This is a genomic window from Chryseobacterium sp. GP-SGM7, from assembly GCF_049166575.1.
GTDB lineage: Bacteria > Bacteroidota > Bacteroidia > Flavobacteriales > Weeksellaceae > Chryseobacterium.
This window is the reverse complement of record NZ_JBMHFF010000001.1, coordinates 500522-517147: the sequence shown is the minus strand read 5'-3', so window position 1 is coordinate 517147 and position 16626 is coordinate 500522. Positions and strand designations below refer to the sequence as shown.

Genomic DNA, 16626 nt, shown 5'->3' with positions numbered 1-16626 from the left:
TTACCTATTTATTATTTAAACTTTATTTTATGCTCTGTTTCTTACTTTAGTGTGATAGAAAACGTTTGGTTTTGTTCCTATCTCTTCAAGTAAATGATATCTTCTGTTGTCAGAATAAATTTTTCTAACATGAGATTCTTTATCATTCATATCTCCAAACTGTAATGAACCTGTAGAACAAGCTTTGGAACAAGCTGTCTGGAATTCACCATCTTTCACTTTTCTGTTTTCCTTTTTAGCCTCAAGAATTGTTGCCTGAGTCATTTGAATACAAAGTGAACATTTTTCCATTACCCCTCTTGTTCTTACAACAACATCAGGGTTCAATACCATTCTTCCAAGATCATTATTCATGTTGAAATCGAACTTGTCATTCAGGTTATACGTAAACCAATTGAATCTTCTTACTTTGTACGGACAGTTGTTTGCACAATATCTTGTACCGATACATCTGTTATAAGCCATGTGGTTTTGACCTTGCTTACTGTGAGAAGTTGCAGCTACCGGACAAACAGTTTCACATGGAGCATGGTTACAGTGTTGACACATTACCGGCTGGAAGATCACATCAGGGTTTTCTGCAGGATTTTCCAAAGCTCCTTCAATTCCTAAAACACCACTTCCGTAAAGTTCCGGAACTGCTTTTCCTTGTGCCAATCCGTCATAAACAGTTAAATCTTGTTTAGAAGAATAATAACGGTCGATTCTCAACCAGAACATATCTCTGGACATTCTGATTTCTTCTTTACCTACCACAGGAACATTGTTCTCTGCCTGACAAGCAATAATACATGCTCCACAACCAGTACAAGAGTTCAAGTCAACCGATAAGTTAAAGTGGGGGCCGTCTGTATCATCAAAAGCATCCCAAAGGTCAATTTTACCTGCTGGAAGAGCTCCACTGATGGTGTGATATTCCAAAGGCTTATTCCAACCTTTATGTTCATCATCGAAAGGTACGTTGATAAATTCAGCCAAAGGAACTTCTTTAGCAATATCATAACGTCCCATCATTGTATTTTGAAGCTGTACTCCTGCAAACTCGTGGTCTTCGCCTGTTTTCTCAAGAGAAACATTAGAAAGTACCAGGTTTGAACCGTCAAATAACGGGTAAGCATTTACTCCTGTATCTGCAGTTGCTCCTGAATCTTTTTTACCGTATCCTAAAGCTAAACCAACAGATCCGTCTGCCTGACCAGCCTGAATAAATACAGGTACATTTTCTATTTTTACTCCGTTTACTGTAAGATTTACTAAAGAACCATCTAACTGCATTCTTGCGTTAAGATCATTGTCTATTCCTAATCTTTCAGCATCTTTTGGAGACATTGTCAAATAATTATCCCAAGACATTCTTGTCAATGGATCTGGTAATTCCTGCAACCAAGGGTTGTTTGCCTGAGTACCGTCACCAATTGAAGTCTTAGTATAAAGAACTAATTCTAAATCTGATGCTTTGAAGTTTCCTAACTCTGCAACAGCTTGAGCACCATTTCCACCTGCGTAAGATAGAGTAGTAGCATTAGCTGAAGGTACAAAACCGTTATATAAAGCTTTGTTGAAAGATGTTCCACCTAAAACAGAAGCCGAATTAGCTTTTAAATAATCGTAGTAATTATTAGCAGCATTGTTTTTACCATTTTTCCAAACCAATAAAGATTCTTCAATCTGTCTTGATTTGTAAATTTTCTGGATTGTTGGCTGCATCAATGTATAAACTCCAGTCTGAGGTTCCATATCACCCCAAGATTCTAGCCAGTTAGCTACAGGAATTACAGCTTTCGCTGCTTTATACATTTCGTTTTTCTTATCTGTAACTGCGATTACATAAGGAACTTTAGTCAATGATTTCTTGAAATCCTGACCTTTGTTGTGAGAATAAATCGGGTCAACGTTGTTTGTAATCAATACTCCAACCTGTCCTGCATTTACCCATCCTAAAAATTCCTGATATCTTGCGTTGTCAAATTCTTTTAAAAAGTTTGCTTTACCAGTGAAAGCAACTGATCCTAATTTTTGGTTAATTAAGTGTGCTAAAACCTGAGCACCTTTAGAACCATCTGCTAAAACAACCGCTTTGCTTCCTTTCGCTTTTAGTTCTTTTACGATTTCAGTAGCAACTTTACTTGTAGGGTTAGCTCCTGTAACAATTGCGTTGTAAACTTCAACCAAAGCTTTGTTTACATCACTTGGTTTTAGTCTGTATCTTGAATCTGAGTTTGCTCCCGTTAAAGACATATTAGATTCCACCTGAATGTGTCTCAACATTGTTGCTCCCGGTACTCTCGCTGCTGCGTAAGAAGTTTCTAAGCTTGATGCATTAAAGTCTCCTAAGAAGTCAGCCTGGAAAGCTACCACCAATTCTGAACCTTTAAGGTCGTAAACCGGCAATGCTCTTTGTCCGAAAACTTCCTGAGCTGCATCTAAAGCCGCAGAGTAAGGGAAAGCATCATAAGTTACTAATTCTGCTGTAGGATATTTTGCTTTAAATTCAGCAAATAATTTTTTGAAGGTAGGCGAAGCGAAAGACTGAGACAAAAGAACAATCTTTTTACCAGCAGACTGGGCTTCATTTAATCCTTTCAAAACGAAATCATCTACTTTATCGAAAGTTTCGTCTTTACCGTCAAGTTTTGGTTGCTTTACTTTATCGTTATCATAAAGTGAAAGTACACTTGCCTGAGCTCTTGCGTTAGTTTTACCTAAATCTCCAGCAGCCGGATTCGGCTCGATTTTGATTGGTCTACCTTCTCTTGTTTTTACTAAAACACTTGCGAAATCGAAACCATCAAAATATGTTGATGCGTAGTAATTGGGAACCCCAGGAATGATTTCGTGTGGTTTTACTACATAAGGAATCGTTTTGATTACCGGAGCTTCACAGGCAGCCAAAGTTACAGCTGCTGTAGAAAATCCTAATAATTTCAGGAAATCTCTTCTGGATGTAGCGTCAGTTTTTTCGGCACTTTCTGCAAAATCTTCTACCGGAATTTCTTCCTGGAACTCTTTAAGAGCCAGCTTACCGTTTAAGGCAGGGTCTTTAAGTTCGTGAATACTTCTAAATTGTATTTTGTTTGAAGCCATTTATACTTCTAATTTTTTAGTTATTAATAATGACATTTACCACACTCAAGACCTCCAATTGCATCTACAGTGATTTTACCACCATCTTTCGGGTACTGCTTTTTCAGCTTTTCGTGTAGATTTTTGAAGTATTCTTTATTATAACCGTTGTTCATATCAATTTCGGTAGTTCTGTGACATTCGATACACCATCCCATGGTGAAGTCATTTGCCATTTGTACAACGTTCATTGTATCGATTTTTCCGTGACAAGCTTTACAAACTACGTCGATTTTGTTGTCCGGATTTTTCTTGTTGAAAGAATTGATAATCGCTTGTTCACCTGCAATTACGTGCTGAGAGTGGTTGAAGTAAACGAAATCCGGCATATTGTGAATTCTTGTCCATTGTACAGGTTCTGTTTTTCCGGTGTACTGCTGCTTCTCAGAATCCCAGCCTGTATGTTCATAAATCTTTTTGATTTCTCCGTCGTAGAATGCTTTGTCTTTTCCTGGCTCAATATATTTACCGTTGTATTCAGAAATTGTTCTGTGACAGTTCATACAAACATTCATAGAAGGGATTTCAGATACTTTACCGTATTTAGCACTTGAGTGACACAATTGGCAGTCGATTTTATTTTCTCCGGCGTGAATTTTGTGAGAAAAATAAATTGGTTGTTCAGGCTTATATCCTTTGTAAACACCAATCCACATAATCCAGTTCCAGATACCGTAAGTCGCTAGAATCGCAAGAATTGCCAATGCTCCTTTACCGATAAAGTGGTATTTTTCATAGATTTCGCTGAAAGATTTTACTCTTGTTTCGTTAAGACCTTTTAAATCTTCAGACTGACCTAGTTTTACCAACTGTCTCAATTTTACCAAGATCCACACTAAAAGACCAGCAATAGCAATAAGTGAAATGATTACAACACTTGAAGTTGTATTGTTTACCGGTGCAGTAGTTGCTGTTTCTGCAGTAGTTTTTTTATCATCAACCGGAGAAGCCGGTTCTGGCGGATTAGTTGTGTAGGCTAAAATATCATCAATATCCTTATCAGAAAGATTGGGAAATTGCTGCATAACAGTTTTGTTGTGCTTTTCAAAAACTTCATTAGCATACTTGTCACCAGAAGCTCGCAATGCTACGTTGTCTTTAATCCACTTGTGAAGCCAATCTGTATCCAGCCCCTGCTCCGTTTTAAGTCTTGCTACTACACCTTTCAGCGCAGGTCCCACAACTTGCTTGTCTAAAGCGTGACATGCCGTACAGTTTGCCTTAAAAAGTTTCTCGCCATTTTTAGGATCGCCGTCTTGCCCGTAAATTGAAGCACTTGTTGATAGCAATAGTCCTATCGCAATCAGCCCTTTTTTATAATGCTTTCTCCAACTAATCATTTAAATTATCTTATGTTAGTAAATATTGAATTTGTAATCAATCCCGCAAAAATAATATTTTTAAGAAGAATTTAACGGCTTTAACAAAAGGTAAAATGTCATATCGCTTTAATTTGTAACTATTCTAAATAACTGTATTTGCTGTATTTTTTAAATTATCATAACTTTGCGGAAACAAGTTTAAATGAAAAATTTAATCAAAATATTCACGGTATTGGCTCTTATGGGATTTTATACTCTTGAAGCACAGCAAATTGTAAAGAGAGATACCTTGTCCGGAACGGAACTGGTTATCACCATGGATTCTCGTGTGAGTGATGCTTTAGCTTCGGTTGAAGACCGATGTGCAAAAACAAATGCAGACAAAGTTTCTACCGGATTTGATGATGATTTACCTTCAAAACCAACAAAAATTTACGTTCCCAGCAGAGAATTGACGAATGCCGAAATTTGTAGAAAAAACCCAAGAATTTTAGGTTTTAAAATTCAGATTACAACCGTAAAAAGTAACGAAGAAGCGAATGAAATAAAAACATATTTCAGAAAAAGATTTCCAAATCTGAAAGTTGAAACTGATGCTTCGTTGAGACCTAATTATAAAATTTTAGCGGGTAGTTATTTTACAAAACAAAGTGCTGCAAGTGATTTGGCGAGGATAAAAGAATATTTTAAATCTGCAACTCCGATTCAATACAGAGTTTTTTGTGCTGAAGCGAAATAGATTTTAATTGATATAAAAAAAATAAGGCTGAGAATATTTTTCTCAGCTTTTTTCTATCTGTAAAATTGATTGACAAAATCAAAAAATTCCCACATTCTCACGTAATTGTTGAAGAGTAAATAAACCAGCATAACTCCCAGAACTGAGGTGAAAAATGACATCATTTTTGGCGAATCTCTGTAAGAAAAAAATAACCAACCCAGTAAAAGCGGAAAGATAAAAACAAAATGACCACCGTAAATGTACGACGTGTGAAGTCCAAATCTGAAAACGCAATGAATTAAAACGTCTACCAAAAGTGAAAACATTAAAATCTGAACTAATTTATTTTTGAAGTTTTTAAAGTAACTCCAGAAAATAAGTATTAAAAGTAAGCCGATAAAAATGTAGGGAATCACCGAAGTGTAAACATCCATAAACAGAGCCTTGTAATAAAAACCTTTCATATTGTGTTTTTCACGGATGAAAAAACTTGGAAAAAGAATACTTCCACCGAAAAAATACGAATAAATCATATCCCAGATCGGAGTAGATTTTACATTGGAAAATTTCTCATATTGTTCTTCCGATTTTGAAAGAATGTTGGTGTATTTAAATTCTATTCTATACAGGTATAGTGCTATAAAAACAACGCAAGTCATCACAACCCGGAATACTGCATTTCCGAATTTTTTCCAGCTTTTAAAAAGATCTTTTTCAAAAATAATGGGAATGAAAACTTTCACAATATTGGTCACCGTTAATCCGCCAATCGTAACTCCTGCCAAAACTAGAGCCGAGCCGGCAATTTTTTTATCTTTTTTAAATTTAATTGCGGTGTAATAATTAAATAAAACCAGCAAAAATAGAGTATAAGTATAGGTTTCCGGAGTAAATGAAAGTAAAATATTTGTGGAGAAAATACTGAAAAAAACAATAATCAGAAGATTTAAACCAATAGGAAGCTGAACAATATTTTTTAAATATTTATAAACCTGAATTAGGCTTAAACTGATTGTAATATTGCTCAGCCAAGCCAAGGTTAGTCTGAAATTACTGCCCGTTTTTCCATTTGAAATAAAAAATGCCAATTCCCGAACCCAGTTGAAAAAGTAATAAGAAAGAGGGTGTCTTTCGAAACTTCCGCCTGTCATAACAATGGCTTTGTTATCAAAGCTGAAATATCCGTCCCAAGGAATTCTTGCATCAAAAATAATACGGTAATGTTGGGCGAAATAAGTTCCTAAAGTTCCATAAGCAATCAGAAAAAATAGAAAAATTCCTAATTCTGCAAAAGATGAAGGAAAAACAATTTTGAAAAAGTTTATAAATTTAGATTTGAATGACACGGATTATAATTTTTGCAAAAGTAAAATAAAAAACCCACCTGAAAAGATGGGTTTTAACAATATTAAAAAATGTAATTAATTTTTGATAATTTTTTCTGTAGATGTTGTTCCGTCAGCAAACTCTACCTGTAATAAATAAGTTCCTTTTGTAAATGAGCTTAAATCTACTTTTCCTGAATCTCCTCTAGAAACTATCTTACCTGAAAGATCTAAAACTGAAGTTGATTTAATTTTCTTATCAGTTTTAATGTTTACTTCGCCTTTTGTCGGGTTAGGGAAAATTCTAAATGAATTTTTTCTTTGATTTGTAACATCATTTACGGCTAAAGATCCTAAGAGTTTATATGCACCGCCAGAAGTTGAGCTTGTATTAAAGCCTCCACCAAAAATAGTTGATGCGTTAAGAGCTGCGACACTTACAATACTGTTTGAGCTTTCTATAGTTGTCCAAGAAGTACCACCATTTGTACTTATACTGGAGCCTGTTCCATTTCCTACAGCTATCAAAGTGGAGGTGGTACCCGGTACAAAGGTAATATCTGATGATTGCGTAATAGTTGATATTGTCGACCAGCTGGTTCCGCCATTAGTAGTTGAATAGACAGTTCCAAGATCGCTAAGAATCCATGCGGTATTAGCGTCCTTAATAGCAATTTTACCGCTTTCTGCTAAACCGCCAAAATCTGATAGCGGTGTCGATACAACTGTCCAGGTGACACCTTTATTAGCTGATTTGAAAATTCTTCCTGTAGAAGTTCCAAACCAAACATTGTCACCTGCAACTTCTTTAAGGTGGACGTAGCCATATTCTCCTGATGTGGCAGGTGCAACAGAAGCGGATGTTAATTTAGTCCAAGTCGTTCCTCCATTCGTAGTAGTATAAATTTCAAATAATGTTCCAGTGGGATCTCCCATAGCCACGCCATTATTTTCGTCCCAAAAATGAACTGTATTTGCAAAGGATGCGTTGGAACTAAAGGAAGCAGTTGTCTGCTTTGTCCATGTTGTCCCGCTGTTTGTTGTTTTCCATACTCCACCACCATTCCCTCCTGCTGTTGGAGTTGCAGTTACCCATGCAGTAGTTCCTGAAACAGCAGTTAAATCTGATATTAGATAGTTAGCATTTCCTACATTAATAGAACCTGAAGTCCAAGTTGTGCCTGCATTTGTAGTTTTGGAAAATGTCTGAAAGTTTGCTCCAGAAGCAGAACCATCATACCCTAAAGCCCATACGGTATTATTATCAACAACTGCTAAAGGATTAATACCTGTAGATACCGCAGTAAAAGCAGAATTTTGAGATGACCAGCTTAATTGTGAATAAGCACTCACATTTATTGCTAAAGCGAATACAGAGAATAAAACGTTTTTCATTTTTTTTTTTTTGTAAAACTACTTAAAAAAATGACATATATATAATTTCTTTTAAATTAAATTGCAGATATTTTATATATAACATATTATTAAAATTAAAAAAATAAAATAATGTCAGTCCATGTAATGAAAAAATAATTCTATTTTTGAAAGTGTGAAAATTGTTCACATAATAAAGTCTAATACAAAATGGAAGAAAAAAAGTAATAAGTTTTGATAAACTGATTGAAATTGAATTTTATTTAATAAAATAAAAACCCACCTGAAAAGATGGGTTTTAACAATATTAAAAAATGTAATTAATTTTTGATAATTTTCTCTGTGGATGTTGTTCCGTCAGCAAACTCTACCTGTAGTATATAAGTTCCTTTTGTAAATGAACTTAAATCTACTTTTCCAGACTCTCCTCTTGAAATTACTTTTCCAGACATATCTAACACTGAAGTAGACTTGATTTTCTTATCAGTTTTAATGTTTACTTCACCTTTTGTAGGGTTAGGGTATAGGCTTGTTTTTGCTTTGGAAACTTCGTCTGTAGAGAGTACAGATCCCGTTGTTGTGATTTTAACATCATCTACCATAAACATATATGCATCTGCCGATACGCATTGTATACCAACACGAATAGGTTGCCCATTGTAAGTTGAGGCTAACGTATAGCTTACTTGAACCCAATTTGGATAAGGTGCAGTTAATGAAGCAGTACCTGAAATTATAGTAAAGTTAGCTGACGTTGTTGGTGTTCCTGTGCCACTGTAAATTCCAACTCTGTATTTTTCTAAACCATATGAACTTGATAAAGACTTAACCCAAAAAGTTAATACATTGTTAGTTGACCCTAATGTTACAACAGGAGAAACTAACCAGTCATTATTTGCGCTCACTCCTCCAGCTGGTGATCCTGCCCAACAAGCAGCATACTTTTGACCACTGTGTGGATCGAAATTTCTAAGTTCAGTTCCGGAGGTAGCATTTGTAACTCCAGCTGCGGTAGGGTTAAAAATTTGATAAGCCATTGGCTCATTTGCATTTGGCCAAGCTGTAGCACCAGTTGGTAGACCACCAATATATGTGGTAAGACCATCCAAATCTAAAGTTTGCCAGTTTCCAAATCCTGTAATAGCAAAATCTGTGTAAGAATCAAAATTCTCGTCCAATAAAACGGTTTGAGCATGTACATAATAGCTTGAAACCATTAAACCTAAAGAAAGTAGTATTTTTTTCATAAAAAATTATTTTTTACTAAGTTATAAAAATTTTATCAATTAGATCAATATCAGGGTGTTAAATTTTATCTGTTCATTTTTATGAACTACAAGACAACATCGAACATCCCGAAACATCATCGTAACCAGAAGGTCTTTTCGAAGAAAATTTGGTAAAAATTTCTTCGTAAGGACTTTCTAGAGCCTTAATTAATTTTTCAAGCATTTCTGTTTTTCCTATATTTAATTCTTCTATACACTCAAAAAGGAGATAATTTCTAAGAATAAATTTCGGATTGTTTTTTTTCATTAAATCTAAAGATCCTTCTTTTGAAATTGTATTTTCTTTTAATCTTAATTGATAGGTTTCAATAAAATGGTGAAGTTTGTGAAGTTTTGTTTCATCTAAAATTCCATAAGAAACTTCTGAAAAAAGATTTTTGATATTTGAATTATTATCAATTTTTTCCAATTGATTAAAAAATAAAGTGTAATCAAATTCCAGTTCCTGCATCAAACCTTGCCAATTGGTGAAAAATTCATCATCATTTTTTTTCAGTTCATCAAAACCAAATTTTTTGCACAACATTTTGTCATGAGCTTGCCAAAAATAGTTTCCGTAATGGTTTAATGTTTCTTCCAAAAACTTTTCATCTTTTATTAAAGGGAAAAGTGAGTTTGCCAATTGCCAGAGATTCCATTGCGAAATTTGTCCCTGTTTTCCGAAAGCATATCTTCTTCCCGGTAAATCTGTAGTATTTGGAGTGAAATTTAAATCATATTCATCCATCATTGAAAACGGACCGTAATCAATTGTTAAACCTAAAACAGACATATTATCAGTATTCATCACACCATGCACAAAACCAACTCTGAACCATTCAACCATTAAATCGGCAGTTCTTGTGCAAATTTCACTGAAAAAATCTTTGTACTTCTGTTCGCCTTCAGATTTAATATTTTTAAAATAGTTTTCAATCGTAAAATCAGCCAGATCGGTCAATGTTTTGATTTCTTTTTGAGCAGACATTAATTCAAAATGACCAAAACGGAGAAAACTTTCTGCCGTTCTTACTACGACTGCACCTTTTTCTTCCTGAGGATTTCCACTGTACATTATATCGCGAACTACATTTTCTCCGGTAAAGCTTAAACTTAAAGCTCGGGTTGTAGGAACTCCCAGATGAAACATGGCTTCACTCATTAAATATTCACGAACGGAAGATCTCAGAACAGCTCTTCCATCTGCGTGGCGGGAATAGGGTGTTGCTCCCGCTCCTTTCCATTGGATTTCGTTTTTTTTTCCGGCTTCATTTATGATTTCACCTGCCAAAATTGCTCTTCCGTCTCCGAGTTGCCCTGCCCAGTTGCCGAACTGATGTCCTGCATAAGCGGTGGCATAAGTTTTTATGTTTTCGGATAAATGAGTTGCAGCTAAAAATTGAAAATCTTTTTCATCTAATTTTCCCAGTCCGATCTCTTCGGAAAGTTTTTCGTTAAAAATAATGGTTTCCGGATGTTCAAAACCAACAGGCTCAACGGTTGAAAATAGAACTTTCGGTGTACTTCGCTGAATTGTATTTCCCGAAAAATCTCCGGGAAAAATCTCAATGAAAGGCTGGGTAATCTTATCAATATTCATAGCTCAAAGATATTAAAAGCGAAAACAAAAAAGACCTTCCAATAATTGAAAGGTCTTATGATAATTATAAATAAACTATTTGTTAAAGTCGATCTCTTCACTTGTATTGAGATGTTCATTTACATTTTCCTCTTTTTTACCTGAATTGTTTTTTGGTCCGTTATCTGCAGGACGCGGATTTTTTAGATCATCAATGGTTTGTAATCCTCCATCGTCACCGTAACCTCCGCCAAGTCCTTGAAGATTGCTGCAACCGTCTTTCCAATCCAGTGGTTTTACAAACTTGTCATCTGGTGATATTTTTAAACTTTTATCAGCCCAAACTTTTTTCATAAAAATTGCCCAAATCGGAAGTGCCATTTTTGCACCCTGACCTTCACCGGTTCCATAGAAGTGTGTTGCTCTGTCTTCCCATCCGACCCAGGCTCCGGTTGCCAGTTTTGGAGTAATTCCCATAAACCAACCATCTGAGTTATTCTGAGTTGTTCCGGTTTTTCCTGCAATTTCTATTGTTTTCGGAATTCCTTTTCTACCTAATTCTCCCGAAGCAGTACCATATTGGGTAACACCCTTCATTAATTCAATCATGGTATAAGCATAATTAGGGTTCATTACTTCTTTAGGTTCAGAAATTACTTCTTTTATTACTCTTCCGTTTACATCTTCAATCCTCCAGATCATTTCCGGTTTGTTGTAATTTCCGTAGTTGGCGAAAGTACTGTAAGCTCCAAGCATTTCATAAATTGTAATGTCGGAAGCTCCTAAAGCCATTGGTAAACTTGTAGAAATTTCTTCAGTAACTCCAAGATCTCTTGCAGTCTGAATAACGCTTTGAGTTCCCGTCATTTCGGCTAATCTTAATGCGACGGGGTTTTGAGAATGGGCTAAAGCATCTTTTAATGTTAACATTCCACCTCTTCCCGGAACGTGATAAGAACCTTTATTGAAACTTGCATTTGAAATTGTTGAACAAGGTGTCAAACCTAATTTCATAATAGCTGTCGCGTAAACGAAAGGTTTAAATGTCGAACCAACCTGTCTTTTCCCCTGCTTGATGTGATCGTATTGGAAATGTTGCCAATCGATACCTCCAACCCAGGCTTTAATCTCACCTGTTCCCGGAACCATCGACATTAAACCAGCCTGTGCAATTTGTTTATGATATCTGATAGAATCCCAAGGACTCATTTCTACTTCTTCTTCACCTGCCCATGTAAATCTTGACATTTTCACCGGTTTACGGAATTCCATCATAATAGAATCTTCAGGAACTCCAGCTCTGCTTAACTGTTTGTAACGACCTGTTCTTTTTACAGCCTGCATCATCACTTTGTTAACTTGCTGATCATTCAGATAATAGAAAGGCCTGTTTTTTCTTCCTCTCTGTTCAGCGTCAAATCTTTTCTGAAGATCAGTTAAATGCTCTTTAATAGATTCTTCGGCGTATTTCTGCATCTTAGAATCCAAGGTAACATATATCTTTAGGCCGTCTTTAAAAAGGTTTAAAGGTTTTCCTGTTTCTTTTTCGTAATCTTTAAGATATCCGTCTATTTCCTTTTTTAAATAAAACTTGTAGTATGCAGAATAATCATCCGTAATATTTTTTATAGGACGGTAATCTGTACTGATAGGCGTTGCAATTGCTTTGTCATAAGTTGCCTGATCTACATACCCTGTTTCAAGCATCTGAGATAATACAACGTCTCTTCTTCTTTTAGCCCTGTCAGGATTTCTTAACGGGTTATTTGCAATCGGAGCTTCAAGCATTGATACAAAAACTGCAGCTTCAGGAAGCGTTAGTTGTGATGTAGATTTATTAAAATAAATTTTAGAAGCCATTTCAATTCCGTTTGCATTATAAGTAAAATCAAACTTGTTGAAATATAGAGTAATAATTTCTTCTTTGGTATATCTCTTCTCCAGACTTACCGCAACTACCCATTCTTTAAGCTTTTGAATAGCCCTTTTTACCGGGTTTTTTGAAGGCTCTTTTGTAAATAAAAGTTTTGCCAGCTGTTGTGTAATCGTTGAACCTCCACCTCGTTCACCACCATATCTTACTGCTCTTAAAATTGATTTTAAATCAATACCAGAATGCTCTTTAAAACGCTCATCTTCTTTTGCCTGAAGAGCATAAATCAAATAAGGAGGTAATTCTTTGTAAGTAACAGGTTGCGTTTTTTCTTTTTCAAATTTTCCTAAAAGAACTCCGTCTGAAGAATAAATCTGAGAGGCCACATAAATATCCGGATTTTCAAGCTCTTTTACATCGGGCATTTCACCAAGAAAACCTTGGGAAACTGCAAAGAAAAGTCCTGAAATACCTAAAACTACTGCAATGAACCCAATCCAAATGAATTTTACCCATCTTTTCCAACCGGAATTTTTAGTATTTTTTTTAGGAGGAAGCGGGAAATTTTTTCCCTTATTTCCTGTATTTTGTTTGTTTTCTTCCATGTATAATTACGGTTTAGCCGTTTCTACTTTTATACCTAAGTCTTCAATTCCGGGAAGATTGTCGTTTCTCATTGCCTGTGCAACAGAAAGTTCATAATTGCCTTTGTCCGGAAATTTATAATTCAGTTTATACTGAAAAAAAGTTTCTTTCGTTTCTCCAAATCCTGTTCCCAGCCATTCTCCGTTTGGTTTTGCTAAAATATAATTCAGCGTATCGGTTTGTTTGGCTTTGGTTTTAGAGTTGGTAAGATTTACAATGAATCTTATATTGCTGTAAGGATACTCATTGTTGTTTCTTACAACAAATATAAGATTTTTAGGATTTTGCGGATCCGAAATTTCAAGATTAAATTTTTGTTCGGTCTTCTTATTCCATTTATTATCAACGTTATTCATTATAACATCTTCTCCGGAAGCGTTACAGCTCGCCAAAAAAATAAGTAGAAAAAGCCCTGAAATTTTATGCATCGTTATCTTTTTTTGGAGGAAATTTCTTTTTAAACTTCTTTTTCGGTTGTTGGTTCTGAGTTTTTTGCTCAGCGTTGCTATTTACAGCCTCAGCATTTTCCAATTTCGGTTTTTCAGATTGTGGCTTTTGCTGTTGTGGTCTTGATTGCCTTTGAGTATTATTTTGATTTGGCTTTACAGATTTTTCAGGTCGTGGTTGGCGTTCCTGTCTTTCTGGTCGTTGGCTTTTATCACTTCTCTCAGGTCTTTCGCTACTGTTTTCGGGTCTGTTTTTTCTAGATCCCTGGTTTTGATTGTTGTTGGGTCTGTTTTGATTTTGATTCTGACCTTGATTTCTGTTTTTGTTGAAACCTCTGTTTTTCTTTTCAAAACGATCCACACTGCTTTCCTGAATCAAATCCACAGTTTTCACAGCAAGTTCAGGCTGTTTCAAATCTTCGAGAGGTAACGTTTTTTCACCTCTTTTATTTTGCGAAATCATTTTTTTTACTAAATCAACATCGAAATCATACCAAGCCATCGAACTGTCAACGTATGCAAACCACATTTTCTTTTTGAAAACATCGATTTTTATACAGAAAGCTCTTCCTTTTTCGGTATCAAGCATTGTTGATGAAGATGGGAAGTGGCTTAATGCATCTAGGTAACTGTCTAATTCGTAATTCAGACAACATTTCAATTTCCCGCACTGTCCCGCTAATTTCTGAGGATTAATGCTCAATTGCTGATACCTTGCAACATTGGTATTTACAGATCTAAAGTCGGTTAACCAGGTTGAGCAGCAAAGTTCTCTACCGCAAGATCCAATACCTCCAATTTTTGCAGCTTCCTGTCTGAAGCCGATCTGTTTCATGTCGATTTTTGTACGGAAAGCTCCAGCCAATTCTTTAATTAACATCCTGAAATCAATACGATTATCGGCTGTATAATAAAATGTAACTTTAGAAGAGTCGCCTTGGTATTCCACATCGGTAATCTTCATTTCAAGACCTATCCTGTGTGAAATTTTCCGGGCTTCAATTTTTACATTTTCTTCTTTTTTTCTGGCCTCCTGCCAAACTTCAATGTCTTTTTGGTTGGCCAGCCTGTATATTTTAAGTGGATTTTCTTCTGAAGCTCTTTTTTTCTTCATCTGAATTTTCACTAATTCTCCTGTAAGGCTTACTACACCTACATCATGTCCCGGACTAGATTCTACTGTTACAACGCTACCTATATGTAAAGGAATATTATTTACATTTTTATAAAATAATTTTCTGTCGTTTTTAAATCTAACTTCTACAAAATCACACCTGGTTTGAGCAGGGTTTTGTACGTTAGACAGCCAGTCGAAAACACTTAATTTATAACTATTACCACAGGTATTTACACTTTCACAGCCATTCGCAGATTTTGTTCCGCAAGAATGTGCAGAATCGCCGGATGTTTTGCATCCACAACTCATATTATAATATATTTAATTTGCAAATTTATCGATTTTTATCTTTATACAATTCCAAATGTAGTAAATATTAATTTTTCAAAATGTTTAATATTAAACATGAATCATGTAATGTGAAAGTTTTTAATTTAAATGATTGTTTTTGAGTGAGTTGTTTTCCTAAATGTATTAAATGTTATTTTAAACATAGTTTTCTTTTGCCTGTTAGTTTAAAATTTTAAGATTTATTAACAGGTGTAACTAAAATAATTTTATATTTGGATTATATAATAATAGTCTATGAAAAAAATATTAGTATCAACCGCTTTGTTGGCTGGAGTTTTATCTTATGCAGGAGGCTTTAGAGTTTCTCTGCAAGGGGTGAAGCAATTAGCAATGGCGCACACAAGTGCTCATGCTGAAGATGCGAGTGTTGCGTTCTTTAATCCGGCAGGAATGTCATATATTCCTTCTAAACTAAGCATTGTTGCAGGAGGTTTTGGAGCAAGTAATAAAATTACTTTTCAGAATTTAAACACATTAAACAGTACAGAAACAGACAACCCGATGGGTACGCCGATTTATGCTGCAATAGCATATAAACCCATGGATAAACTATCTGTAGGTTTCAGTTTTACCACGCCTTTTGGAAGTACAATTCAATATCCTTACGATTGGGAAGGTAGAGAAATGGTACAGAAGCTTGAGCTGAAAAGTTTTTATTTTCAACCAATGGTTTCATATAAAATGGCTGACTGGATGTCATTTGGGGTGAGCTATATCTATGCGAGAGGAAAAGTAAATTGGGATAAAGCAGTTACACAGTTTGGTGGAACAGTGAATATTAATGATGAAAAAGCAAGTGGTCATGGTTATGGTTTTGGTTTTTATTTCAGACCAGATCCGAAATTTGATGTGAGTATTGCCTATCGTTCGCCAGTTGACATGAAAGCTAAAAAAGGGACAGCAACATTTACAGTTCCTGCACAAAATACAGTGAATACACTTTTAGGTTTAAATGCAGCAGGGCAAGATGGTTTCACGGCAACTTTACCTCTGGTTTCAGAATACACAATCGGTATGACCTATAAAGTTACTCCGAAATGGTTAATTTCTGCAGACTTTAATTATCACGGTTGGGAAAGATACAGCAAACTTACTTTAGATTTTGCAAATGCTCCAATCGGAAATCAAGCTGATCCTACAGTTTTAGTTTCTCCGAAAAACTTTAGAAACTCAAAAACGGTGAGATTAGGAACTCAATACGCATTCTCTAACATGGTTTTTGGTCGTTTGGGAGCTTATTATGATGAATCTCCTTACTCAGATGATAACTTTATCCCGGAAACACCATCATTTAATACATATGTTGTGACGGGTGGGGTTGGATTTAAGCTGAAACAATTCGGAGTTGATGTTGCCGGAGGATATGCAATGCCTCAAAGCAGAGATGTAAATAATAAAACGTTAGGTTTTTACGGTCAGGCAAAGGCTAAAGCATTCTATTTTGGTCTAGGTTTATCTTATAATGCTTTTTAATTTTAAATT

The 16626-nt window shown here is 35.3% G+C and carries 11 protein-coding genes; 2 read left to right on the top strand and 9 right to left on the bottom strand.

Annotated features, from left to right (window positions below):
• Positions 1 to 27 precede the first annotated feature (27 nt).
• Both ACOOWA_RS02405 and ACOOWA_RS02400 read right to left on the bottom strand, forming a co-directional pair.
• Positions 28 to 3084 (bottom strand): TAT-variant-translocated molybdopterin oxidoreductase, encoded by a 3057-nt coding sequence (locus tag ACOOWA_RS02405; protein WP_421372984.1) that lies wholly within the window; start codon positions 3082 to 3084, stop codon positions 28 to 30.
• Between the two features lie 23 nt (positions 3085 to 3107).
• Positions 3108 to 4463, bottom strand: coding sequence for a c-type cytochrome (locus ACOOWA_RS02400; RefSeq protein ID WP_421372983.1), 1356 nt, complete (start codon positions 4461 to 4463; stop codon positions 3108 to 3110).
• 184 nt (positions 4464 to 4647) lie between these two features.
• Between ACOOWA_RS02400 and ACOOWA_RS02395 the strand changes: the two genes are divergently transcribed.
• Positions 4648 to 5184 carry an SPOR domain-containing protein gene (locus ACOOWA_RS02395; RefSeq protein WP_421372982.1) on the top strand — a complete coding sequence of 179 codons (537 nt, stop codon included), beginning with the start codon at positions 4648 to 4650 and terminating at the stop codon, positions 5182 to 5184.
• A gap of 53 nt (positions 5185 to 5237) precedes the next feature.
• Here ACOOWA_RS02395 and ACOOWA_RS02390 read toward each other — a convergent pair whose 3' ends face one another.
• From ACOOWA_RS02390 to ricT, 7 genes are all read right to left on the bottom strand, one after another.
• Positions 5238 to 6512: a DUF6080 domain-containing protein gene (locus ACOOWA_RS02390; RefSeq protein ID WP_421372981.1), complete on the bottom strand. Its 1275-nt coding sequence runs from the start codon at positions 6510 to 6512 to the stop codon at positions 5238 to 5240.
• Between the two features lie 75 nt (positions 6513 to 6587).
• Positions 6588 to 7886, bottom strand: coding sequence for a T9SS type A sorting domain-containing protein (locus tag ACOOWA_RS02385; RefSeq protein WP_421372980.1), 1299 nt, complete (start codon positions 7884 to 7886; stop codon positions 6588 to 6590).
• 299 nt (positions 7887 to 8185) lie between these two features.
• Entirely contained in the window at positions 8186 to 9043 is an 858-nt protein-coding gene (locus tag ACOOWA_RS02380) for a choice-of-anchor J domain-containing protein (RefSeq protein ID WP_421372979.1), read from the bottom strand.
• Between the two features lie 148 nt (positions 9044 to 9191).
• Entirely contained in the window at positions 9192 to 10733 is a 1542-nt protein-coding gene (locus tag ACOOWA_RS02375; RefSeq protein ID WP_421372977.1) for a protein adenylyltransferase SelO, read from the bottom strand.
• Positions 10734 to 10808: 75 nt separating this feature from the next.
• The gene (locus tag ACOOWA_RS02370) at positions 10809 to 13190 is read right to left on the bottom strand and encodes a penicillin-binding protein 1A (RefSeq protein ID WP_421372975.1); all 2382 of its coding nucleotides are present in this window, start codon (positions 13188 to 13190) and stop codon (positions 10809 to 10811) included.
• A 6-nt stretch (positions 13191 to 13196) separates the two neighbouring features.
• On the bottom strand, positions 13197 to 13658 hold the full coding sequence (locus ACOOWA_RS02365; protein WP_421372974.1) for a gliding motility lipoprotein GldH: 462 nt from the start codon (positions 13656 to 13658) through the stop codon (positions 13197 to 13199).
• Positions 13651 to 15102, bottom strand: a complete 1452-nt coding sequence (gene ricT, locus ACOOWA_RS02360) for a regulatory iron-sulfur-containing complex subunit RicT (protein ID WP_421372972.1) — start codon at positions 15100 to 15102, stop codon at positions 13651 to 13653. The genes ACOOWA_RS02365 and ricT overlap by 8 nt, the downstream gene beginning before the upstream one ends.
• 276 nt (positions 15103 to 15378) lie before the next feature.
• Between ricT and ACOOWA_RS02355 the strand changes: the two genes are divergently transcribed.
• The gene (locus tag ACOOWA_RS02355; protein ID WP_421372971.1) at positions 15379 to 16617 is read left to right on the top strand and encodes an OmpP1/FadL family transporter; all 1239 of its coding nucleotides are present in this window, start codon (positions 15379 to 15381) and stop codon (positions 16615 to 16617) included.
• The last annotated feature ends 9 nt before the right edge of the window (positions 16618 to 16626 follow it).

Excerpts from the sequence above, each read along its gene's own strand:
- ACOOWA_RS02385 (WP_421372980.1), bottom strand. The coding sequence starts at position 7,886 with ATGAAAAACGTTTTATTCTCTGTATTCGCTTTAGCAATAAATGTGAGT.
- ACOOWA_RS02395 (WP_421372982.1), top strand. The coding sequence starts at position 4,648 with ATGAAAAATTTAATCAAAATATTCACGGTATTGGCTCTTATGGGATTT.
- ACOOWA_RS02375 (WP_421372977.1), bottom strand. The coding sequence starts at position 10,733 with ATGAATATTGATAAGATTACCCAGCCTTTCATTGAGATTTTTCCCGGA.
- ACOOWA_RS02355 (WP_421372971.1), top strand. The coding sequence starts at position 15,379 with ATGAAAAAAATATTAGTATCAACCGCTTTGTTGGCTGGAGTTTTATCT.
- ACOOWA_RS02365 (WP_421372974.1), bottom strand. The coding sequence starts at position 13,658 with ATGCATAAAATTTCAGGGCTTTTTCTACTTATTTTTTTGGCGAGCTGT.
- ricT (WP_421372972.1), bottom strand. The coding sequence starts at position 15,102 with ATGAGTTGTGGATGCAAAACATCCGGCGATTCTGCACATTCTTGCGGA.
- ACOOWA_RS02405 (WP_421372984.1), bottom strand. The coding sequence starts at position 3,084 with ATGGCTTCAAACAAAATACAATTTAGAAGTATTCACGAACTTAAAGAC.
- ACOOWA_RS02370 (WP_421372975.1), bottom strand. The coding sequence starts at position 13,190 with ATGGAAGAAAACAAACAAAATACAGGAAATAAGGGAAAAAATTTCCCG.
- ACOOWA_RS02400 (WP_421372983.1), bottom strand. The coding sequence starts at position 4,463 with ATGATTAGTTGGAGAAAGCATTATAAAAAAGGGCTGATTGCGATAGGA.